Origin of the sequence: Kitasatospora sp. NPDC018619, assembly GCF_044391605.1 — a bacterium.
Lineage (GTDB): Bacteria > Actinomycetota > Actinomycetes > Streptomycetales > Streptomycetaceae > Kitasatospora.
Genome location: NZ_JBISAI010000021.1, coordinates 82163 through 102391, shown reverse-complemented (window position 1 = coordinate 102391; position 20229 = coordinate 82163). Strand labels below are relative to the sequence as shown.

General features: G+C 76.8%; 23 protein-coding genes. 11 read left to right on the top strand and 12 right to left on the bottom strand.

The genetic code is table 11. From position 1 onward, the window contains the following. The first annotated feature begins 5 nt into the window (after positions 1-5). Genes ACH5AR_RS28110 through ACH5AR_RS28100 form a run of 3 tightly spaced genes read left to right on the top strand, consistent with a single transcriptional unit; the run spans position 6 to position 2327 of the window. Entirely contained in the window at positions 6-389 is a 384-nt protein-coding gene (locus ACH5AR_RS28110) for a hypothetical protein (RefSeq protein WP_396304314.1), read from the top strand. A 43-nt stretch (positions 390-432) separates the two neighbouring features. Beyond that, on the top strand, positions 433-1254 hold the full coding sequence (locus ACH5AR_RS28105; protein WP_396304313.1) for a class II aldolase/adducin family protein: 822 nt from the start codon (positions 433-435) through the stop codon (positions 1252-1254). A 38-nt stretch (positions 1255-1292) separates the two neighbouring features. After that, complete coding sequence (locus ACH5AR_RS28100) at positions 1293-2327, top strand: 2-dehydropantoate 2-reductase (protein WP_396304312.1); 1035 nt, start codon at positions 1293-1295, stop codon at positions 2325-2327. Between the two features lie 56 nt (positions 2328-2383). Here ACH5AR_RS28100 and ACH5AR_RS28095 read toward each other — a convergent pair whose 3' ends face one another. Then, positions 2384-2839, bottom strand: a complete 456-nt coding sequence (locus tag ACH5AR_RS28095) for a MarR family winged helix-turn-helix transcriptional regulator (protein ID WP_396304311.1) — start codon at positions 2837-2839, stop codon at positions 2384-2386. Between the two features lie 139 nt (positions 2840-2978). Here ACH5AR_RS28095 and ACH5AR_RS28090 point away from each other — a divergent pair, with 139 nt between their 5' ends. Then, positions 2979-4499: an MFS transporter gene (locus ACH5AR_RS28090; RefSeq protein ID WP_396304310.1), complete on the top strand. Its 1521-nt coding sequence runs from the start codon at positions 2979-2981 to the stop codon at positions 4497-4499. Between the two features lie 93 nt (positions 4500-4592). On the opposite strand, the gene ACH5AR_RS28085 is transcribed toward ACH5AR_RS28090, so the two are convergent. Then, on the bottom strand, positions 4593-5336 hold the full coding sequence (locus ACH5AR_RS28085; RefSeq protein WP_396304309.1) for a TetR/AcrR family transcriptional regulator: 744 nt from the start codon (positions 5334-5336) through the stop codon (positions 4593-4595). A 79-nt stretch (positions 5337-5415) separates the two neighbouring features. Here ACH5AR_RS28085 and ACH5AR_RS28080 point away from each other — a divergent pair, with 79 nt between their 5' ends. Continuing rightward, complete coding sequence (locus ACH5AR_RS28080) at positions 5416-6348, top strand: zinc-binding dehydrogenase (RefSeq protein ID WP_396304308.1); 933 nt, start codon at positions 5416-5418, stop codon at positions 6346-6348. Positions 6349-6531: 183 nt separating this feature from the next. Beyond that, entirely contained in the window at positions 6532-7242 is a 711-nt protein-coding gene (locus tag ACH5AR_RS28075) for a hypothetical protein (protein ID WP_396304307.1), read from the top strand. 97 nt (positions 7243-7339) lie between these two features. Here the strand turns inward: ACH5AR_RS28075 and ACH5AR_RS28070 are convergent, their stop codons facing one another. Next, positions 7340-7972, bottom strand: a complete 633-nt coding sequence (locus ACH5AR_RS28070) for an SDR family oxidoreductase (protein ID WP_396304332.1) — start codon at positions 7970-7972, stop codon at positions 7340-7342. Positions 7973-8044: 72 nt separating this feature from the next. After that, the gene (locus ACH5AR_RS28065) at positions 8045-9364 is read right to left on the bottom strand and encodes a LuxR C-terminal-related transcriptional regulator (RefSeq protein WP_396304306.1); all 1320 of its coding nucleotides are present in this window, start codon (positions 9362-9364) and stop codon (positions 8045-8047) included. A gap of 165 nt (positions 9365-9529) precedes the next feature. Between ACH5AR_RS28065 and ACH5AR_RS28060 the strand changes: the two genes are divergently transcribed. Then, entirely contained in the window at positions 9530-9727 is a 198-nt protein-coding gene (locus ACH5AR_RS28060) for a hypothetical protein (protein ID WP_396304305.1), read from the top strand. Between the two features lie 1157 nt (positions 9728-10884). On the opposite strand, the gene ACH5AR_RS28055 is transcribed toward ACH5AR_RS28060, so the two are convergent. The 5 genes from ACH5AR_RS28055 to ACH5AR_RS28035 form a co-directional block, all read right to left on the bottom strand. Beyond that, the gene (locus ACH5AR_RS28055; RefSeq protein ID WP_396304304.1) at positions 10885-12615 is read right to left on the bottom strand and encodes a hypothetical protein; all 1731 of its coding nucleotides are present in this window, start codon (positions 12613-12615) and stop codon (positions 10885-10887) included. A gap of 118 nt (positions 12616-12733) precedes the next feature. Next, complete coding sequence (locus ACH5AR_RS28050) at positions 12734-13483, bottom strand: hypothetical protein (protein ID WP_396304303.1); 750 nt, start codon at positions 13481-13483, stop codon at positions 12734-12736. Further along, the gene (locus ACH5AR_RS28045) at positions 13480-14196 is read right to left on the bottom strand and encodes an RNA polymerase sigma factor (protein ID WP_396304302.1); all 717 of its coding nucleotides are present in this window, start codon (positions 14194-14196) and stop codon (positions 13480-13482) included. The genes ACH5AR_RS28050 and ACH5AR_RS28045 overlap by 4 nt, the downstream gene beginning before the upstream one ends. Before the next feature lie 78 nt (positions 14197-14274). Further along, positions 14275-14544 (bottom strand): hypothetical protein, encoded by a 270-nt coding sequence (locus ACH5AR_RS28040; protein ID WP_396304301.1) that lies wholly within the window; start codon positions 14542-14544, stop codon positions 14275-14277. A 458-nt stretch (positions 14545-15002) separates the two neighbouring features. After that, positions 15003-15770, bottom strand: coding sequence for a CDP-alcohol phosphatidyltransferase family protein (locus ACH5AR_RS28035; protein WP_396304300.1), 768 nt, complete (start codon positions 15768-15770; stop codon positions 15003-15005). Positions 15771-16068: 298 nt separating this feature from the next. On the opposite strand from ACH5AR_RS28035, the gene ACH5AR_RS28030 reads away from it, so the two are divergent. Beyond that, a complete protein-coding gene (locus ACH5AR_RS28030) occupies positions 16069-16641 on the top strand; it encodes an NUDIX hydrolase (RefSeq protein ID WP_396304299.1) in 573 nt (190 codons plus the stop codon). Between the two features lie 161 nt (positions 16642-16802). Next, positions 16803-17486 carry an HAD family hydrolase gene (locus ACH5AR_RS28025; protein ID WP_396304298.1) on the top strand — a complete coding sequence of 228 codons (684 nt, stop codon included), beginning with the start codon at positions 16803-16805 and terminating at the stop codon, positions 17484-17486. Between the two features lie 22 nt (positions 17487-17508). Here ACH5AR_RS28025 and ACH5AR_RS28020 read toward each other — a convergent pair whose 3' ends face one another. Next, the gene (locus ACH5AR_RS28020; RefSeq protein WP_396304297.1) at positions 17509-18237 is read right to left on the bottom strand and encodes a YidC/Oxa1 family membrane protein insertase; all 729 of its coding nucleotides are present in this window, start codon (positions 18235-18237) and stop codon (positions 17509-17511) included. 87 nt (positions 18238-18324) lie between these two features. After that, the gene (locus ACH5AR_RS28015) at positions 18325-18618 is read right to left on the bottom strand and encodes a DUF6412 domain-containing protein (RefSeq protein ID WP_396304296.1); all 294 of its coding nucleotides are present in this window, start codon (positions 18616-18618) and stop codon (positions 18325-18327) included. A 208-nt stretch (positions 18619-18826) separates the two neighbouring features. Here ACH5AR_RS28015 and ACH5AR_RS28010 point away from each other — a divergent pair, with 208 nt between their 5' ends. Together ACH5AR_RS28010 and ACH5AR_RS28005 are read left to right on the top strand one after the other, a co-directional pair. After that, entirely contained in the window at positions 18827-19111 is a 285-nt protein-coding gene (locus ACH5AR_RS28010; protein WP_396304295.1) for a type II toxin-antitoxin system Phd/YefM family antitoxin, read from the top strand. Continuing rightward, positions 19104-19526, top strand: coding sequence for a type II toxin-antitoxin system VapC family toxin (locus ACH5AR_RS28005; RefSeq protein ID WP_396304294.1), 423 nt, complete (start codon positions 19104-19106; stop codon positions 19524-19526). The genes ACH5AR_RS28010 and ACH5AR_RS28005 overlap by 8 nt, the downstream gene beginning before the upstream one ends. On the opposite strand, the gene ACH5AR_RS28000 is transcribed toward ACH5AR_RS28005, so the two are convergent. Further along, the gene (locus ACH5AR_RS28000) at positions 19513-20112 is read right to left on the bottom strand and encodes a hypothetical protein (RefSeq protein WP_396304293.1); all 600 of its coding nucleotides are present in this window, start codon (positions 20110-20112) and stop codon (positions 19513-19515) included. The two genes, ACH5AR_RS28005 and ACH5AR_RS28000, sit on opposite strands and share 14 nt — an antisense overlap. Positions 20113-20229: the final 117 nt, after the last annotated feature.

Below are 20229 nucleotides of genomic sequence, written 5' to 3'. Positions count from 1 at the left end.
TTCGAATGCTGCTTCCCGACGCCGCCGCGCAGGCCCACGTGGTCGAGGTCGTCCGGATCGCCGACCCGGTGGGCGCCTGGGGATCGGACTCCGTGACCGGTGACGTCGTCGCGGTCTGGGACGCGGCGCCCGCCCGGTCCGCCCTCGATCTGGTCGCCGGTCTGCCGGAAGGCGAACTGCGGCGCTGCTTCGAGCCCGCGTACGGGATCCGGGCCCACGGACCGGACGGGCTGCTTCTCTCGATCTCCTTCTGCTTCAGCTGCCACGGCGCCTGGCTCGCGGGCCCCGGAGTGCCGGCCGACCTCCGGGGCATGCACGGCTTCGACGCCGACAGCCCGCAGGCCCGCGAACTGCTCGACCGCTTCCGCGCGTCCGCCGCCGCGGCGTGACGCGCGACCCCCGACCGGCCCGACCGCAACCCGAGGAGTCGCCATGCCCGTACCGCAGCAGCCCGTCGACCCGTACGCGGCGACCGGCGTCGTGGGGCCCGCGCCGGAGGGCGTCACCCTGCCGCTGCCGCCGGTGTTCGACTCGGTCGAGGAGGAGCGCCGGTACCGCAAGAAGCAACTCGCCGCGGGCTTCCGGCTGTTCGGCCGCTTCGGGTTCTCCGAGGGGGTCGCCGGGCACATCACCGTCCGCGACCCGGAGGACCCGCACGCGTTCTGGGTGAACCCGTTCGGCATGAGCTTCAGCCAGATCAGGGCCTCCGACCTGGTCCTGGTCGACCACGAGGGCGCCCTGCTGCACGGCACCCGGCCGGTGAACCGGGCCGCCTTCGCGATCCACTCCCAGGTGCACGCCGCCCGCCCCGACGCCGTCGCCGCCGCCCACTCGCACTCGCTCCACGGCAAGGCCTTCTCCAGCCTCGGCATCCTGCTCGACCCGATCACCCAGGACGCCTGTGCCTTCTTCGAGGACCACGGCCTGTACAGCGACTACCGGGGTGTGGTGACCTCGACCGAGGAGGGCAAGCGGGTGGCCGCCGCCCTGGGCGCCCACAAGGCCGTGATCCTCCAGAACCACGGCCTGCTGACGGTCGGGCAGAGCGTCGCCGAGGCCGTCTGGTGGTTCGTCACCATGGAGCGCTCCTGCCAGGCCCAGCTGCTCGCGATGGCGGCCGGCACCCCCAGGCTGATCGACCGGGAGACCGCGCTGGCCACCCGCGACCAGCTCGGGACCCCGCTGGCCGGCTGGTTCCAGGCCCGCCCGCTGTGGGACCAGATCACCGCCTCCGACCCCGACCTCTTCGACTGACCGACGCCCCGCACCCTCCCTCGCCCCGGAGCCGCCCCGTGTCCACCGCCCCTGCCCCGCGCCGGCTGCGGATCGCCGTGTTCGGCGCCGGATCCATCGGCTGCCACCTCGGCGGCATGCTCGCCCGGACCGCCGAGGTCGCCCTGATCGGGCGGGCCGCGGCGATGGCGGCGATCGACACGCACGGCCTGACCCTCACCGGCCCGGGCGGGGCCCGCCGCGAGGTGCGGGGCCTGACGGCGACCGCCGACGCCGGGGCCGCGGCCGGCACCGACTACGTCCTGGTCACGGTGAAGTCCGCCGACACCGCGGCCGCCGCCGCGGAGCTCGCCCCGCACCTGGGGCCCGACACGGTGGTGGTGTCCTTCCAGAACGGGCTGCACAACCCGGCGGTGCTCGCGGCCGCGCTGCCGGACCACCGGGTCCTGGCGGGCATGGTCCCGTACAACGTGGTGCGGACCGGCCCGGCGGCGTTCCACCAGGGCAGCGGCGGATCGCCGGCGCTGGCGGACGAGGCGGGCGCCCACGCCCTGGCCGACGCGGCACGGGCGAGCGGGCTGCCGCTGGAGCTGCGGCCGGACATGCCGGCCGTCCAGGCGGCCAAGCTGCTGATGAACCTCAACAACGCGGTCAACGCGCTCTCCGGCCTGCCGCTGCGCGAGCAGGTCGGGCAGCTGGCGTACCGGCAGTGCGTCGCGCGCTGCCAGCGGGAGGCGCTGGAGGCCTTCCGGGCCGCCGGGATGGTGCCGGCGCAGCTCGGCCCGGTGCCGCCGGAGGTGATGCCGCAGGTGCTCGAACTGCCGGACGAACAGTTCCACGAGCTGGCCGGGGCCGGCCTGCGGATCGACGCCACCGCCCGCTCCTCGATGTGGGAGGACCTCCAGCGCGGCCGCCGTACCGAGATCGACTCGCTCCAGGGCGAGATCGTCGCCCTCGCCGAGCGCCACGGGACGGCCGCGCCCGTCAGCGCCCGGCTGATCGCCCTCGTCCGCCGGGCCGAGGAGGCCGCCCCCGGCGCCGCCCCGGCCTGGACCGGCGCCGCCCTCCTCGCCGACCTCACCTCGGCGGGCTGAGCCCCGGTCCACACCTCGGCGGGCCGGCCGGCCGGGCCCGGCGGGACGCCCGGCCGTCAGCCCCGGGGCCAGGGGCGCCCGTCGATCCGTTCGATCCCGGTGTTGAAGCGGCGCAGGAAGCCGGCGAAGGTGGCGACGTCCTCCTCCGGCCAGTCCGCCATCACCTGGTTCAGCGCCCGGACGTGCGCCTCGCGCTCCTGGTCCAGCCGGCGCCGGCCCTCCTCGGTGAGGCGGAACTTGCGGGCGATGCCGCCGTCCGGGTCCGGGATGCGGTCGAGCAGCCCCGCGCTCTTCAGGGCCGCCGTCTGCCGGTTGAGGGTGGAGACGTCCAGCGCGAAGGCGTCGCTCAGCTGCCCGATGGACATCGGCCCCTCGGCGTCGACCCGGCTGAGCAGGATGTAGGCGCTGCGTTCGAGCTGGCTGCCCTCGGGGCGGGCGTTGACCTGGCTCAGGTCGCGGTGCCGGGCGAACACCAGGAATTCGAGGGCGACCTCGTGCGTGGGGCTGGTCATGTCGAAGTCCCTTCCTCACCGCTTCGACCTGCGGGTTCTCCGTGGATCACCCTTCAGTATGCCAGAGGTATGCAGCCCGCACATGCTGTGCGCAACGCACATCATGTGTAAGCTGACCAGCCTGTGTGTCATACACATCGTGTGTTTTCTGCACACTCCTGCTCTTCGACGACCGAGGAGGCCCGTCATCAACGGCCCCGCCCCCACCGCCCGCACCGGTCCGATCGTGGCGGTGCTCGCCTTCACCGGCACCGTCGCCGCGATCATGCAGACCCTGGTCACCCCGCTGATCAGCCAGCTCCCGCAACTCCTGCACACCACCCCCTCCAACGCCTCCTGGGTCATCACCGCGACCCTGCTCTCCGCCGCCGTCTTCGTCCCGATCAGCGGCCGCCTCGGGGACCTCCTGGGCAAGCGGACGATGCTCATCGCCTCCTGCGTCCCGCTGCTGGTCGGCTCGGTGCTCTGCGCGGTGGCCGACTCCGTCCTGCCGATGATCGCCGGACGGGCGCTCCAGGGCATCGGCATGGGCCTGGTGCCGATCGGCATCAGCCTGCTGCGCGACGTGCTGCCGCCCGAGCGCCTCGGCTCGGCGATCGCCCTGGTCAGCGCCTCCATGGGCATCGGCGGCGGCCTCGGCCTGCCGATCGCGGCCGGCGTCGCCGACTACGCGAGCTGGCGGGTGCTGTTCTGGGGCACCGCGGTGCTGGCCGTCGTCATCATCGGCATGCTCTGGAGCGTGATCCCGGCGGCTCCCGCGGCGGACGGCCGTCCAGGCGGCCGCGGGCGCTTCGACGTCGTCGGCGCGATCGGCCTGAGCGCGGGCCTGGTCTGCCTGCTGCTGCCCGTCTCCAAGGGTGGCGACTGGGGCTGGGGCAGCACCCGGACCCTCGGCCTGTTCGCCGCCTCCGCCGCGATCCTGCTGCTCTGGGCCCGCTGGGAGCTGCGCGTCACCGACCCGCTGGTGGACCTGCGGGTCACCGCGCGCCCGCGCGTGCTGCTGACCAACGCCGCCTCCGTCCTGGTCGGCTTCGGCATGTACGCCCAGGCGCTGATCGTGCCCCAGCTGCTCCAGCTGCCGCAGGCCACCGGCTACGGGCTGGGCCAGTCGATGCTGGCGATGGGCCTGTGGATGGCGCCCGGCGGGCTGATGATGATGGTCGTCTCCCCGTTCGGCGGCAAGCTGTCGGCCGCGCGCGGCCCGAGGTTCACCCTGGTCGCGGGGGCGCTGACGATCGCCGTCGGCTACGGGCTGGCGCTGGTGCTGATGGGCTCCACCTGGGGCGTGCTGGTCGTGACGATCGTCTGCAACAGCGGCGTGGGCCTCGCCTACGGTGCGATGCCCGCCCTGATCATGAGCGCCGTGCCGCTGTCCGCGACCGCCTCGGCGAACAGCTTCAACACCCTGATGCGCTCGCTGGGCACCTCGGTGTCCGCCGCCGTGGTGGGCGTGGTGCTGTCGCAGATGACCGTCACCCTGGGCGGGCACACGCTGCCCTCGGAGGGCGGCTTCCGGGTCGGCCTGGCGATCGGCTGCGGCGTCGCGCTGATCGCGGCCGCCGTCGCCGCGGCCATCCCCGCGCCGCCCGCTGCGCAGCTGCGCTCCGTCCCCGTCGGGGAGGCGGCGGGCGCCGAGGAGGCGGGTGCGGCCACGGCCTGAGGCTGCCGGACACCCTCGACAGCCCCGCCCCGGGTGCGCCGTGCGCGCGCCCGGGGCGGGGCTCGTTCCGCGGGGTCCCGGTCCGCCCGGGGCTCAGCCCTGCCGGTCGTGCCGGGGCCCGGGCGTCGCCGTGGGCGCGGGCCGGGGCCCGGCCGTCGCCGCGAGCGCGCCCGGCAGTTCGGCGCAGGCCGCCCGGAGCCGGTGCGCGAGGTCGGCGCGGGTGTGCCCGGACGGCTGCGCCACCCAGGCGTCCATCGCCTGGTGGAACGCGGCGACCAGCATGTCCACCGCCAGCCGGGCGCGCAGGGCGGCGCCCGCCGCAGGGCCGTCGAGGGTGAACCGGCGGCCGATCGTCGCGACCGCCTCCCGGGTCGTCCGTTCGCAGAAGGCCAGCCCGTGGGCGTCCATCGACGGCGTCCGGGCGGCCAGCCGGCGGCTCGCCAGGGCGCGTTCGGCCCAGCCGTCGGCCGGCATCCGGTCGATCGCCTCCGCGAGGGCCTCCTCCAGCACGGCCACCAGCCGGCCGCCCCCGCCCTGCGGCGGCCGGTCCTCCAGAGCCACCAGGAACGCCGCCCAGAGGTCCTGGGTGGGCGCCATCGCGACGTCCTCCTTGCTGGTGAACGCCCGGAAGAAGGTCCGCTTGGAGACCTCGACGGCCTCGCAGAGCCGGTCGAGCGTCACCCCGTCGAAGCCGTGCTCGCCGAACAGCTCCAGGGCGGTGTCGACCAGGGCCTGACGGGTGCGCAGCTTCTTGCGCTCGCGCAGCGGGAGCCCGGCGCCCGGCGCCTGGGGGGCGCCCGCCCGGGGTGCGGTGCCGGTGGCCTTCTCGGGAGTCATCGCGGCCAGTCTAGCCAGGCCCGGAGTGCCACCTATAGGCTTATGCCACTCAGTGGCAGAATCTTGGGGAGGATCCTCCATGCGTGCACTCCTGGTCGACCGCTCGGCCCCCGGCGGCCTGCGCCTCGGTACGGCCCCGGAGCCGGTCCCGGCGCCCCACCAGGCCCTGGTCCGCGTCACCGCGACCTCGCTCAACTACGGCGAGGTCGCCTTCGGACGCACCTCGGCCCCCGACGGCACCGTTCTCGGCTGGGACGCCGCCGGGGTCGTCGAACGCGCCGCCGCCGACGGCTCCGGCCCCGCCGAGGGGACCCCGGTGGTCACCCTGATGCCGGCCGGCGGCTGGGCCGAACTGCGGGCGGTGGACACCGGGTTGATCGGCGTCGCACCCGCCGGCGCCGACCCGGGAGCCCTGGCCACCATCCCGGTCGCCGCCGCCAGCGCCCTGCGCGCGCTGCACCGCATCGGCCCGCTGCTCGGCCGCAGCGTGCTCGTCACCGGCGCCACCGGCGGCGTCGGCCGCTACGCCGTCCAGCTCGCCCGGGCGGCGGGCGCGCACGTCGTGGCGTCCACCGGCTCGCCCGAGCGAAACGGCGACCTGCTGCGCGGCCTCGGCGCCCACGAGGTCGTCGGCTCGCCGAAGGAGGCGGCGGGGCCGGTCGACGGCGTGGTCGACGTCGTGGGCGGCCCTCAACTGGTCGAGGCGTACCGGGCGTTGGCGCCGGGGGGAACCCTCGTCGCCACCGGCCACAGCTCCGGGCAGGGGGAGGACTTCGCGTTCGGCACCCTGTTCGGCGACGCGGCCCGGCACGACCGCTCGGTGGTCTCCTTCTACCTGCTCGCCTGCCCCGGCCTCGGCCGTGACCTCGGCTGGCTCGCCCACCGGGTGGCGGCCGGTGAGCTGGACCCCGGCGTCACCTGGCGCGGCGCCTGGGACGACGCGGCCGAGGCGGTCGACGCCCTGCTCGGGCGGCGGCTGCACGGCAAGGCGGTGCTGGCCGTCGGGGGCTGAGGCCGGAGCCGGTCGGCGCCGGTCCCGGCCCGGACCGGCGTGCGCGGCGGTACCCGTCGGGCCCGCGCGGGGGCCCGCCCACCCGGACGGGTCACGCGCTGTCGCTGCGGAGCGGGATGTTGCCAAGCATGGGGACGTACGGGCCCCTCGGCCGCCCCACCCCCACCAGGAGAGGGATCCTCGGTGCGTGAACTCCACAGTCCCCCCAGCCAGGGCCGACCCAACCGCCGACCGCTGTCCGGCCGTACCCCGGACGGCGCCCGGCGACCGGGCCGCCGGTGGACGCCGCAGCGGACGGTCACGCTGATCGTCGCCGCCTGCGGTGTCGCCGTGCTCGCGGCCTGCGGCAGCAGCTCCTCGGGTACGGCGGCCGGCTCGCCGACGGCGACCGCGCCCGAAGCGGGCGCCTTCTCCGGCGAGCCGCCCTCCGCCGTCGCCTCCGCCGCGGAGTCGCTGCTGGCCTCCGCCTCCGCCGCGGCGGCCTCGGCCTCGGCGGCCTCCGCGGCGGCCTCCGCCTCCGGCGCCGCCAGGGCCTCCGCCTTCGAGGCCTCCGTCTCGGCGCAGCAGGCGGCGACCAGGGAGAAGGCCGCCTCCGTGCTCAGCGGGGTGCCGGACGGCGGCAACGCCCAGGGCGACGTCGCCATCACCGGCATCAACCGGCAGGACACCGGCGGCCTGCACGCGGTGGTCGTCAGGGTCCGCAACCCGGGGCCCGCCCCGGCCTCCTACGCCGTCCAGGTGGACTTCACCGACACCGGCGGCAAGACCGTGGACAGCGTCGTCGTCGGAGCCGAGAACGTCCCGGCGAACGGCACGGCCGAGCCCGTCGCCTTCAGCCGGAAGCCGGCCGACCTGACCCTGCTGCCGGTGGTGGTCAAGGCCGTCCGGTACTGACGTCCGCCCGGGGCCTGCCGGAAGTCCGCCGCACGCTCCCGCACCCGGCTGCGGATGTCGCGCGGCGGACGGCCGAGCACCTCCCGCACGGTGCCGGTCACCCGCTCCGGCTCGCGGGCGAACGACTCCCAGGCGCGCAGCCGGGCCTCCACGAACGCGGCGTTCCCCCAGGCGGCCGTCGGCCGCTCGCGGGCCGTCCCCGGATCCGGCTCCTCCCACCGCACCGCGACGCCCAGCTCCCCGCCGATGATCCCGGCCGGCTCGGCGTGCGAGAGCGACTGCGGGCCGGTGAGCACGTGCCTCGCGCCGGCGTGCCCGCCTCGGTGAGCGCCGGCACCGCGACGCCGGCGAGGTCCCGCTCGCGCACCAGCGCGCGCCGCGCCCGCCCGTACGGCCGGCGGACCACGCCCTGGCGCACCTGGTCGGCCCAGGCCGGCAGGTCGCCCGCGAAGTCGGTCGCCCGGACGAAGGCCCGCTCCAGGGCCGAGTGCCGGATCGGCCGCTCGACCTCCTGGTGGAGGACCGCGGGCGGCTCGTCCTCGGCGAGGTCCGCCAGGTCCGTCGACGGGTAGACGACCCGCCGGGCGTGCCGGGCGACCAGCCCCACCGCCTCCGGCCGCACGGGCAGGGCGGCCTTCGCGGGGGCACGCACCAACGCCCGCACCGCGTGGCCGGCTTCGACCGGCGAGGTCACCACGTGCCTGCCCGCACTGCCGGTTGCGCCGGTCACCAGGATCTCGGTCAAGCCCGGCGCTGCCGGCCTGCCTGCCTGCCGCCGTCGGTTCGTAGGCGCCGCCCCGGGTTACGTCACGCTGTCGCGGGGTTCCGTGACGGCATCCGCCCGGCTCCGCTGCCGGGCCCGGTAGGCGCGGGAGCGGCAGCGGGGCGAGCAGTAGCGGGGTGGGCGGCCGCCCGGGCGCGGGCCGGCGGCGGGAGCGGCCGCTAGTGCCCCGCCGCAGGCGGGGCAGGCCGGGGCGGGCGGCTCCTCGACGGCGGCCGGGGCGGCGGCCGGGGCCGGGTGCGAGGTCAGGCCCAGCCGTTCGGCGACCACCCCGGCCTGGAAGCGGCTGTGCGCGCCGAGGCCGTCCAGCAGGTCCGAGACGTGGCGGCGGCAGGTGCGCAGCGAGATGCCGAGGCGGCGGGCGATGGACTCGTCCTTGAGGCCCTTGGCGAGCAGCACCAGGATGCTCTGTTTCATCGTCTTGGTCACGTCGTGCGCGGCCTGCGGCCCGGTGGCGAACGGGGCCGCGTTCTCCCAGTCCCGTTCGAAGACCGTCAGCAGGTAGCAGAGCAGGTCCGGATCCCGGACGATCAGCGCGCCGCCGGAGCTGGCGGGCAGCAGGGCGAGCGAGCCGTCCACGATGATCAGCTGCGGCAGCACCTCCGGCAGCGTCCGGATCTCGGCACCGGCCCGGATGAGGCGCTCGGCGTGCACCCGGGTGGGCTGGTCGAAGCGCGTCGCGTGCTGGTACAGGCTGCGCATCCGCACGCCCCGGTCGAGCAGTGCGAGGTCGCGCGGCAGCGCCTCGCGCAGGGCGGCCGGGGGGAAGGAGCCGCCGTGCTTGGAGACCAGCACCTCGCTGCGGCAGGAGTCGATCACGTCGGCGAGCAGCGAGCGCACCGCGAACTTGTCCGGCAGGCGGTCGATGGTGCCCTGCGGGAAGGCGTGCTGGCGCGCCTGGAGGTAGACGGGCACCAGCGCCGCGAGCCCGTCGCGCTGCTGCTGGATGATCCGCCGCTGCTCGCGCAGGGCCTCCTCCCGGGCGCGCAGGGCGGTGTCGCGGGCGGAGAGCAGCTGCGCGGTCGCGGCCTGGGGGCTGACGGGCTGCCAGGCGGCCGGGTGCCCCTCCCCGGCGGCGCCGGCCAGCTCCTGGAGGAGGCAGGCGTCGGTGAGCTGCCGGACGGCGGCCTCGCACTGCGGAAGGCTCAGGTCGGTCTCGGACGCCGCCTGCGCGAGGGTGGCCGGGGTGAGGCGCTCGTGCACCACCGTCCACCGGTAGAGGGTGACGGCCGCGCCGTCGAGCGCGGGCACGACGGCGGTCGGGCCGGTCGGGCCGGTCGGGCCGGTCGGGGCGGTCGGGCCGGGGCCGCTCGGGCCGTCGGGGCCGATCGGGGAGTCCATCGCATGCCTCCTAAAGCTGCCAGGCAGGCTCATGATCCCCTGCGGGGGATGCCGTGGCCATCCGCCGCCTGGCAGGGTGGCGATCACGGACCGGCTGCCGCGGCAGGAACTGCGGAAACGTCCGGATCGTGTGGAACCGTCCCCGAAGTGATGGGAGTTGTCGTCATGCGAGGAATCGTGACGCGGGCACTGGCCGCGGTCGCGCTGGGTGTCACCGCCTGGCTGGGCGGGGTCGCTCCGGCCGGCGCCTCGGTGTTCGACGACGCGACGCTGACGGACCCGAACGACGGGCGCGGCGGCCACAACTGCGTCCAGACGACGGCCTGGGGCGACGCCTGGTGCCCGAGCAGGCCGCTGAGCTGACGCGTCGTCGCGGGCGAGCCCCGTCTCCTCCTCCTCGAAAGGACCGCCCTGTCATGCACATGGCTCTGAAGCGTTCCGTCCGTCCCGCCCCCACCGCCACCGGCCGGACCGGCTCCGCCCCCTCCGGGGCCGCGAGCTGACCTGGTCGGCGGGACAGCGCGCCCAGCACGGGAAGTCGGCCGAGTCGACTTCCCGTGCAGGGCGCGTTGCCGTGGGCGTCGACGGTGCCGTACCCGCGGGCGTCGGACGTGGAGACGGGCCTCAACCGCTCACGCGCACCCCGTACGTACCGGTCGCCCGGACCTCCTGCACCGCGTCGTCGTGGGCGGCCGGGACGGCGTCGAGCCCGGGCGGTTCGGTGACCGGCAGGTCGAGGCCGCCCCCGGCGAGGCGGTCGAGCGCCTGCCCGATGGCGCGGGCCGGCCGGGCGGGGCGGTGGCCGCCAGGCGCGGTGGCTGAAGCCGGTGACGGTCGGGTTGCCCGCCGCCGGGCGGGCCGGCGGGGGCAGGTCGGCGCCGGCGCCGCCGCCCGCGTTGCCGAACAGCACGGTCCGCGTGCCGGGCGCCGCTGCCGCGAGGACGAGGTCGAGCGCCGCGGTGCCCGGCGGGTCGAGCATCAGGTCGACGCCCCTGGTTGCCGGTGGTGGCGCGGATCGCCCCGGCGGCCGCCTCTTCGTGGGCGAAGGCGCGGTCGTGGCCGGGCGGCGATCGTGGCCGCGGCCTTCTCCGGCCGCCCGACCGTGCCGAGCAGCCGGCCCCCGCGGAGCAGCGGGACGGGCCCGGCGACGGCGGTGCCGATCCCGCCGCCCGCGGAGTGGACCAGCGCGGTGCCCCGGGAAGAGGCAGCCCGCGTCGGTCGGCAGCAGGAGCGTCGTGGCCAGGCCCAGTGGGACGGCGGCGGCCTCGCGCGGCGCCACCCCGGCCGGGAGCGGCACGGTGAGCGCGGCCTGCGCGGCCACCCCCTCGGCCGGCCCGGCGCCGACCGGCGCGGCCACCGCCCGGTCGCTGCGCGAGGCCGGCCCGGTCCCCCGGCGCGAGGAGGCCGACCGGCGCTGCTCCGCGCTGCGCACGGCCGCCCGGAGCGGCGCTCGTCCGGGCTGCTCGCGCCGTCCTCGCCGCCCACGCCCGTACGGAGGCCGGAGGCTCGCCCGGGGAGGCTCAGCGCCGGTGCCAGACCGCCCAGTTCTGCGCGCTGTCGTACCGCTCGACGTACCAGTCGGCGGGGTGGCCGGGCCAGTACGCCTCCGGCGGCTTCCCGGCCCCGGGCAGCGGGAGGACCATGACGTTCGCCTCCGCCGGGACGGGCTGCCAGCGGGGGTCGCGGGACCAGACCCGCCCCCGGTAGACCTCGAAGGTCTGGGCGGCGCGCAGCGACCAGTCGACGTCCCAGGCGAACACCACGTTGTCGTCCGGCCTGATCCCGGCGGCGCGGGTGAAGCCGGTTGCCAGGCCCTCGCGGCCCTCCGCGTGCGGCCGGGCGACCTGCGCGGTGATCGTCGTGGTGGCGAACGCGGCGAACAGCGCCAGCGAGCCGCCGAGCGCCCCGAGCACCCGGCGGCCCCCGGCGTTGCGGACCAGCACCACCGTGCCGAGCGCGAACACCACGGCGGCGCAGGTGCGGGGCAGGTCGACCCGGGCCCAGTCCGCGGCCAGGAAGGAGATGTCGGGCAGCGTCCAGGGGATGAACATCGACGTGTGCAGCCGCCGGCCGGCCGCCAGGGCCACGACCCCGGCGAACAGCAGGGTGAGCCCGGCCGCCACCGCCGCCGTCCGGACCAGCGCGCGGCGCCCGTACCCGGCGAGCACCGCGACGCCCGCCACGAAGGCCGCCGGTGCGAGGCAGGAGGTGTAGCGGGCGTACACCCAGTCGTCGACCCGGCCGTCCAGCGGCAGGGCGGCGGAGGCGGCCAGGGCCGTGCCGAACAGCAGCGCCACCAGCACGCCGCCGGTGACCCGCAGCGCCCACGGCCGGCGGCGGTCGAACACCGTGCCCAGGCAGGCGACGACGGCGAGCCCGCCGATGCCCCAGGTGGAGGCGGTGAAGTACCAGATCTGGCCGGTGGCGCGGGCGAGGGTCTGCAGGGCGGTCGACGGGTCGGTCAGCCCCTTCCAGAGCGAGCCGCCGACGTCGCTGTCCGGGACGGTGAACCGCGCGTGCAGCCACCTCGACAGCAGCTCGGCGCCGAGCACGCCGAGGCCGAGCGCCGCGAGCCCGGCCGCCGTGGCGCGCCACGGCGCCCGGCGCAGCAGCAGCACGCCGAGCAGGACGGCCGCGGTCAGCGCGACCACCACGCCGCCGCGGTCGTGCACCGCCATCGCGTAGCCGGCCGACGCCCCCGCGCCGACGGCGTGCCAGGTGCGGCGCCGCGGCGGGCCGTCGGCCAGCCAGCCGTGCAGGCAGAGCAGCCAGGCGAGCAGCAGGACGGGCAGGACGGCGTCGGTCATCACGAACTGCGAGTAGAAGACCACCGGCGGCAGCAGGGCCGTCGCGGCGCCGAAGGCGTACGAGCGGCGGCGGCCCAGGCCGAGGCGGCGCAGCGCGACGTAGGCGAGCGGGAAGACCAGCGCGTTGACGGCGGCGTTGATGCCCATGACCAGGTGGTAGGCGGTCGTCGGGTCGTCGGCCAGGCGCAGCGCGGGGGATATCAGCAGGGGGTAGCCGCCGGGGACGACCACGCCGACCGGGATCTCCGTCGCCGAGCCGCCGGCCAGCACGCGGGCCAGGGCGAGGTAGGAGTCCTCGTCGGGGTGGACGGAGGGGAAGCTCATGGACCGGACGAGGACGAGCCGGAACAGCAGTTCGGCCAGGTAGCCGGCGAGCAGGACCACGGCGGGGCGCAGTGCCGTGGGGCGGAACGGGCGCGGCCGGGTCGGCGGGCGCGGTGGCATGGGAGTGCCCCCTTCTCTCTGACTGTCGGACGACTGTATATGTCGGTGGACTGAATATGTAGTCCGACTGGTTCCGAGAAGGGGGCCGGCCCCTACGGCCGCGGCGGCGGGGCCGCGGTCACTTCGCGGGCGGCGTCGGGAACAGGCGCGCCAGCGGGTCGTCGAAGACCCTGGCGGGCATGCAGGCCGGCCCCGGCGCCTTCATCAGCCCGGCCTCCATCTCGCGGTAGCTGTTGGCCGGATCGGACGTCGCCAGCGGCAGGTAGACGAAGACCGTCGTGCCCGCCGGGACCAGGCGCGGGCGGACGGTCAGCACCAGCGGCCCGGTGGGCTGGTCGTGCTCGATCTCCCACCCGGCGTTGAGGTCCACGTGTGGAGGCCGCTCCGGCTCGGCGGCCCGGCAGCCGGGCTCGCCCGCGTAGACCCGGGCCCGGATCCCGAACCGGTCGATGTCGCGCTGGAGCTGGTCCGCGTCCACCGGTTTCTCGTCCTCCAGGATGGTGAGCCGGACGACCTGCTCCTCGCTCTCCAGGGTGTACGCGACGCCGCTGGCACGGCCCAGCGACCGGCCGCTGTCGTCGCCGGGGGCGGAGCCTTCGGAGCCGGCGGTGCCGGTGGTGAGGAGGACGCCGGCCAGCGCGGCGGCCAGCCCCAGCGGGAGCGCGGCGCCCAGGAGCAGGCTGCGCCGCCGGGGCGTGCGTCGGGGGGTGCCGGGGGCGGTGCCGGCGTCGGTGATGCTGTCCACCAGGTGCTCCTTGAGCAGGAGGAGGCGGCCGCGGGGGAGCTCCGGGGCGGCCGGGGCCGGCAGCAGCCGGGCCAGCTCGTCCCGCTCGGCCTCGTCGGACCGGTGGCGGGGGGTGGCGCTCATCGGATCGTCTCCTTGGTCGGCCGGACCGCGGGGGTGCGGTCACCTGGTACCTGTCCGGTGCCGTCCGGGCGTTGCGGTGCTTCCTGCCGGGGCGCGGGCCGGCGGGTCGTGGGCCGCCGGGCCGGATCCTGCCGCGCCGCCCGGGCCGACCGCGCCGCGGCCAGCTCCCGGGCGGTGAGTTCCCGCAGCCGGGCGCGGGCGCGCGAGAGCCGGGAGCGGACCGTACCCACCGGCCGTCCCAGCGCCTCGGCGACGGCCGCGTGGTCCAGCCCCTCCCACACGCACAGCGCGAAGACCTCGCGCTCGGCCGGCCGCAGCCGCTCCAACGCGGCCTTCGCGGCGGCCAGTTCCTCGGCGTCGGCGATCCGGCCCGCCAGCTCGCCGGAGAAGTCCGGCACCGCCTCGCGCGGCGGCAGCCTGGCCATCGCCTTCTGGTGCCGGCGCGCCGCCCGGCGGGTGTTGCGGATGACGTTCCCGGCGATGCCCAGCAGCCACGGCGCCAGGCCCTCCGAGCCGCCCTCGCGCTCGGGGGCGATCCGCGTGCGCAGCCGCCAGGCCTCCAGGAAGGTCAGCGAGACCACGTCCTCGGCGGCGTTGCGGTCCCCGGTCATCCGTACGGCGTGCCGGTACACCGTCTGGGCGTGATCCTCGAAGACCTGCCCGAACGCCCCGGCGTCCCCGGCGCGGATCCGCGCCCGTATCGATTGCTCCACACCCGGTCCTGTCCGACGGGGCCCACGTGCTGCCGTGATCCGCGCCACACCCGCGCGCGGTCGTCGGCGGGCGGTGCGTCAGGCGGCGCGGGGGCGGGAGGCCGCCGTCGCCGCGGCTCGGTGCCGGCGGTGGTACGACACGGTGACGGCCGCCGGCAGGGGTGCCCAGAGGACGGTCGGCAGGTAGGGGAAGCCGACCAGGGCGTGGCCGAGCGGGGTCGTGTCCGTACCCGGCATCGCCCACCAGACGGCGAACGGCGTCCACAGCAGGGCCAGGCCGACGGCGCCGAGCGAGGCCGCGAGGACCACCGCGCGCGGGTTCGCCGGGCGGCCGCCGAGGGACGGCACCCAGCCCGGCGGCACCGTGCCCCACGGCCGGACCGGCCCGGATCGTGAGCAGCGCCGGCGCCTCGGTGGCCACGCTCAGGAAGACCGGCCACGCCGCGCCCCGGCCGGTGAGGCCCATCGCCCGGTAGCCCGCACCGGTGTACCCGCCGTGCCAGCCCGCCACCGGCCCGAGCCGCCACAGCCCGGCCGGCAGCGCGGTGACGGCGGCGAGGTGGGCGGCGCGCACGGCCCAGCGGGGTGCGGCCGGAACGGAGCCGGTGGCCGAGGGGGCGGCGGGCGCGGTCGTCGTCCTGCCCCCACCCTCCCGCGCGGCCCGGGCCCGCCGCGTCAGCCCGGCGCCGGGGCCGGCGCCGGGGCCTCCCCCGGGCGGGGGAGGGGCGGCTCGGCCCCGGGCGCCGACCGCCCGGCCCTGCGTGCCTCCGCCCACCGCGCGTCCGGTACCGCTGCGGGCGGGCTGCTCAGCGCAGCCGGGAGGAGGACAGGATGGACGCCAGGTGCGCGACCACCATGCCCCAGGTGATCACCGTGATGCCCGCCAGCGTCCACCGCGTGGCGTCCAGGTTCCCGAGCCCGGCGTCCACCGCGGCCGCCGCCAGCAGCACCAGCGAGGCCTCGATGCCGTTCGTCACCCGGTGGATCTTGAACACCGAGGCGATCCGGCGGGCCGTCGCGATGCCCTGGGAGCGCGGCTGCGTCGACTCCTCGGTGGCCGGCAGCTGCCCGCTGCGGGCGCGGGCCACGTCCACCAGGTCCGTCGAGGCCTTGAGCAGCACCACGCCCAGCGCGGCCGCCAGCCCCGCCGACACCCACAGCTCCGAGCCGCCGCGCGCCGCCCGCACGCCCGCGCCGATCATCAGCGCGGCGTCCGCCAGGTACGCGCCGAGCCGGTCCACGTACACCCCGGCCATGCTGAACTGACGCTTCCAGCGCGCCACTTCGCCGTCCACGCAGTCGAACAGCAGGAACAGCTGGAACAGCACCACGGCCAGTACGGCGCCGGCCGGCCCCGGGATCAGCAGGGCCGCGCCGCCGCCGACCCCGCACACCACCATCACCCAGGTGAGGGTGTTCGGCGACACCCGGGTCCGCACCAGCTGCCGGGTGGTCCGCAGCGAGACCCGCCGCATGTACAGCCGGCCCGCCCAGTGCTCGCCGTTGCGGCTCTGGATCTTGGCCTGCGGCTGGCACACCTCGCGCAGCTCGGCGAGCGCCGGAGCAGCCACCATGACGACATCCCTCCACCTGTCCCGAAACGATCACCACAGGCTACGGCCTCCGGGGAAACGCCCGGACCGGCCGGTATGCCGCCGGCGGTCCGGAGGGTGTCCGCCACCGGAACGTCCGGTGCGCACCCCGTGTGCGGCCGGGCGGGCCCCCGCGCCCGGGGGAAAACCGGTGGGCCGCCCGAGCACCGCGGAGCTAGGCTGCGCGGGTTCGCCGGAACCCGAAGCCCCGGGCCCGACGGCCCGCTCCCGCACCCCGGCCGACGCGGCCCGCGGCCCGGAACGGAACGAGGAGCAGACCATGGTGACCACGGGCGGCCCGTCCGAGAGCCCCGACCTGGCCCGACTGCTGGGCGACCACCGCCCCCTGGGGCCGGTGGAGAGCGCCGACCACGAGCGGGCCCGCCGCCTGCTCGGCACCGCCGACGCGTGGGACCGGGGCACCTTCCCGCTCCACTTCACCGCCTCCGCGCTGATCGTCCACCCGCCCACCCGCCGCGTCCTGCTGCGCTGGCACGTCCGCCAGCAGGCCTGGCTGCACGTCGGCGGCCACGGGGACCCGGGCGAGACCCGGCCGCTGGACATCGCCCTGCGCGAGGGGCTGGAGGAGACCGGCCTGACCGACCTCGCCCCCTGGCCGGGCCCCGCCCTCGTCCACCTCGCCGTGGTGCCCGTCCCCGCCTCGCCCGCCGAACCCGCGCACGCCCACGCCGACCTGCGCTTCCTGCTGGCCACCGGCACCCCGGAGCGGGCCCGGCCGGAGAACCCGGCCTCCCCGCTGGAGTGGCTCACCGTCGAGGAGGCCAAGCGGCGGACCAGCGAGGAGAACCTCCGCGAGACCCTCGACCGCGCCGCCCGCCTGCTGGCCCCCTGAACGCCGCGCCCGAGCCGCCGGCGCCGCCGAGCCGCCGGCGCCGCCGAGCCCCTGCACCGCCGAGCCCCGGCGCCGCCGAGCCCCTGCACCGCCGGGCCCCGGCGCCGCCGAGCCCTGCACCACCGGCCCCCGCACCCCTGAGCCCTCTGGAGACGAACCGGATGCACACCGACCAGATCCTGATCTTCGACGCCGACGACACGCTCTGGGAGAACAACGTCCTCTTCGAGCGCGTCATCGACGGCTTCCTGGACTGGGTCGCCGCCCCGGCCGAGCAGCAGCGCACCAGAGCCCTGCTGAACGAGATCGAGACCGCCAACTCGGCCGCCTTCGGCTACGGCGCCGCCGTCTTCCGGCAGAGCCTCGCCGACTGCCTCCAGCAGCTCAACGGCCGCACCCCCACGGCGGACGAGCAGGCCCGGATCGACTCCCTGCTCACCCCGCTGACCAACCGTGACGTCGAACTGATCACCGGCGTCGCCGACACCCTGGCCGCCCTCGCCGACCGCCACCACCTGCTGCTGCTCACCAAGGGCGACCAGGACGAGCAGCAGCGCAAGGTGACCGAGTCGACCATCGACCACCACTTCCGCGGCGTCCACATCGTCGCCGAGAAGTCGGTCGACACCTACCGGCAGCTCACCGCCGACCTCGGCCTCGACCCGGGCCGCACCTGGATGATCGGCAACTCGCCCAAGTCCGACATCGCCCCCGCCCGCCGGGCCGGCCTGCGCACCGTCCTCATCCCGCACGAGCACACCTGGGTGCTGGAGCACGTGGAGCTCGGCCCGGACGAGGCGACGCTGCAGCTCGGGGCCTTCGCCGAACTGCTGCACCACTTCTGACGGCACGCCGGGGCCGGGCGCGTCAGCCGACCACCGCGGCGGCCGGCACCGGCGTCCCGTCCCGGTACAGCCAGGCCCGCTCGGCGGCCGACCAGAGCCCGGCCGTCAGCAGGTAGAGCACGGCGGCCACCGGCACCAGCGCCGCGAAGAGCACCGAACCGAAGGACAGGTAGGGCAGCAGGGCCGCCCCCGGCTGCGGGGCGGGCCGCACCTGCGCCGCCTCCGACGCCTGCGCGGCCGTCGCCTGCGCGGCGGCGCGCCGGGCCCGGCGGAAGTTGACCGCCCCGACCGCCGCCAGCCCGGCGAACAGCACCCCGAACACCGCCCACTGCCCGGCGCCGTGCGCGCCGGTGACGTGCAGGCCCAGCGGCACCCCGAGCAGCGTGTGGTCCAGCAGGTCGTTCGGGGTGGTGAACAGGCGGTACATCACCGAGAAGAACGGGATCTGCACCAGCACCGGCAGGCACCCCGCGAACGGCGACACCCGCTCCTCCCGGTACATCCCGGCCAGCGCCTCCCGCAACCGCTCCGGCCGGTCCCGGTGCTTCCTCCGCAGCTCGGCGACGCGCGGCGCCAGCCGCGCCCTGGCCTTCTCCCCGCGCGCCGCCGCCCGGGCCAGCGGGTGCAGCGCCAGCCGGACGGCGACGGTGAACAGGACGATGGCCAGGGCGGTCGGCACCAGGTGGGCGACGGCGGCGACGGCGGCGTGCGCCAGGGCGACGGCGGGGTCGAGAACGGCGAGTACGGACATGGTGAAGCGAGCCCTCCGGGGTCTCAGGACGTGAGTGATCGGCGGAGGGCGGCCACGAGAGTGCGCCGTGGTGGAGCCAGGACGGGTCTACGCGGCCGCCGGGGCCGCTCCCGGCGCCCTGGGGCGTCGCCTGCCCCGGGCGTCCGGATCACGCTGCGGAAGGAACGCCGTACGGAACGCCCGGCGCCGCAGCACCCCGCTGCGCACCGCCGCGGGCGCCCGCGCCCCCGACAGCCGGGCCCCGGCCAGCGTCCCGGCGACCGCCCCGGCCACCAGGACCACGGCCGCGACGGCGGCGACCGACGCCAGCGTCCCGCTGTCGGCCGCCAGCTCCCCGGTCAGCACCCGGAACAGGCCCAGCAGCATCGCGACCACGGCCACGGCGCGCTCCCCCTCCCGGTGTCCTGTCGGCGTCCTGACGTACCAGCAGGACGATCCTACGGCCCGCGGGGTTCCCCCCCACTGGCGGGGAACCTTGCACGCGCCCCGCCGGCCTTCCGTTCGTAGCCGAAGGCCCCCCGCCGGACGGGCGGGAGGCGGGGTCGGGCGAGGTGTAGCCAGCGGGGCTACACGGGGCTACCGTGGACGGGTGAAGACGATTTCCCAGCGGGAGTTCCGGAACAACTCCGCCGCGGTGATGGACGCGGTGGAGGCGGGGGAGACGTTCCACATCACCAGGAACGGGGTCGAGGTCGCGGAGCTGCGCCCGGTGGCGGGGCGGCGGCGGCTCACGGCGGAGGAGCTGGTGGCGCGGCACGTGAAGCTGCCGCGGGTGGACTACCAGCAGATGCGCAAGGAGGCCGAGGAGGACCTCGGGCCCGAGGAGCTGGTGGGGGACGAGGGCGACGACCCGTTCGAGCGGCGGCGTGGCTGAGCGCCGCAGAGCGCCCCGCCGGCGGCCGGCCGGGGTCCTGGACACCTGCGTCTACATCGACCTGGCGCTGCTCAGCCCGTCCGACCTGCCGGCCGTGCCCGAGCTGACCGCGATCACCTTCGCCGAGTTGCAGCAGGGCGTGTCGATGGCCCGGGACCCGGCCAGCCGGGCCGCCCGGCTGGAGGTGCTGGGCGCGGCGATGGCGGACTTCGACCCGCTGCCCTTCGACGCGGCCGCCGCCGCCCGCTACGGGACGCTGGTCACGCTCACCATCGCCGCCGGGCGCCAGCCGCGCCCGCGCCGGATCGACCTGATGATCGCCGCGGTCGCCTCGGCCCACGGGCTGCCGCTGTACACCCGCAACGTGGCCGACTTCCGGGGGCTGGGCTCGGCGGTGGAGGTCATCGGGATCTGAGGGCGGCCGTCCCGCCGCGCTCGATCCGGTCGGCCAGCGCCGCCGCGTACCGCAGCGCCTCCGCGCGGTCCCGGGTGCGCAGCAGGACCGTGTTGCCCCCGCGCCTGCCCCGGTCGCGTCCGGCCTTGACGGCGACGGCCCAGCGCCGGCGGCCGGACAGGGCGAGGACCAGCCAGCGGAGTCCGAAGTTCAGCCCCAGCAGGGCGGCGACGGGCAGGAGCAGCAGGACCCCCTCGCCGCCGGCGCTGCCGCCGACGTGCCGCAGCGGGTCGTAGGCGTGCAGGGGCCGGTCGGTGGCCCCGAAGCGGCCGAGCCACACCACCGCGATCCGTACCGGCCGGCGGTCGGGGCCGGTCACGTCGACGTAGCCGATCGACCCGCTGCGCCTGCCGTGCGCCCAGGCCTCCCGCTCCCGCGCCATGGCCAGGCGCTCCTGGAGCTCCTGCTCCGCGGCCTCCCCGGCCTGCCGGCGCTGCTCGAACTGCTCGGTCCAGGCCTGCTCGCGCGCCTTCTGTCCGGCGGACCACGCCTGCTCGCGCTCGCGCCGCTCGTCGGCCGTGACCTGCCGCCCCCGTGAGGTGTTCATCCCGACATCGTAGGAGCGGGGCACCGTGGGACCGGGGCCGTCGTGGGAGCCGGGCCGAGGGCGCGCCCGGCCGGGAGCGGCGGGTCGACAGCGCCGGGCCGGCGTGTGGCGGCCCGG

Excerpts from the sequence above, each read along its gene's own strand:
- ACH5AR_RS28110 (WP_396304314.1), top strand. The coding sequence starts at position 6 with ATGCTGCTTCCCGACGCCGCCGCGCAGGCCCACGTGGTCGAGGTCGTC.
- ACH5AR_RS28105 (WP_396304313.1), top strand. The coding sequence starts at position 433 with ATGCCCGTACCGCAGCAGCCCGTCGACCCGTACGCGGCGACCGGCGTC.
- ACH5AR_RS28095 (WP_396304311.1), bottom strand. The coding sequence starts at position 2,839 with ATGACCAGCCCCACGCACGAGGTCGCCCTCGAATTCCTGGTGTTCGCC.
- ACH5AR_RS28085 (WP_396304309.1), bottom strand. The coding sequence starts at position 5,336 with ATGACTCCCGAGAAGGCCACCGGCACCGCACCCCGGGCGGGCGCCCCC.
- ACH5AR_RS28080 (WP_396304308.1), top strand. The coding sequence starts at position 5,416 with ATGCGTGCACTCCTGGTCGACCGCTCGGCCCCCGGCGGCCTGCGCCTC.
- ACH5AR_RS28065 (WP_396304306.1), bottom strand. The coding sequence starts at position 9,364 with ATGGACTCCCCGATCGGCCCCGACGGCCCGAGCGGCCCCGGCCCGACC.
- ACH5AR_RS28060 (WP_396304305.1), top strand. The coding sequence starts at position 9,530 with ATGCGAGGAATCGTGACGCGGGCACTGGCCGCGGTCGCGCTGGGTGTC.
- ACH5AR_RS28055 (WP_396304304.1), bottom strand. The coding sequence starts at position 12,615 with ATGCCACCGCGCCCGCCGACCCGGCCGCGCCCGTTCCGCCCCACGGCA.
- ACH5AR_RS28050 (WP_396304303.1), bottom strand. The coding sequence starts at position 13,483 with ATGAGCGCCACCCCCCGCCACCGGTCCGACGAGGCCGAGCGGGACGAG.
- ACH5AR_RS28035 (WP_396304300.1), bottom strand. The coding sequence starts at position 15,770 with ATGGTGGCTGCTCCGGCGCTCGCCGAGCTGCGCGAGGTGTGCCAGCCG.
- ACH5AR_RS28030 (WP_396304299.1), top strand. The coding sequence starts at position 16,069 with ATGGTGACCACGGGCGGCCCGTCCGAGAGCCCCGACCTGGCCCGACTG.
- ACH5AR_RS28025 (WP_396304298.1), top strand. The coding sequence starts at position 16,803 with ATGCACACCGACCAGATCCTGATCTTCGACGCCGACGACACGCTCTGG.
- ACH5AR_RS28020 (WP_396304297.1), bottom strand. The coding sequence starts at position 18,237 with ATGTCCGTACTCGCCGTTCTCGACCCCGCCGTCGCCCTGGCGCACGCC.
- ACH5AR_RS28000 (WP_396304293.1), bottom strand. The coding sequence starts at position 20,112 with ATGAACACCTCACGGGGGCGGCAGGTCACGGCCGACGAGCGGCGCGAG.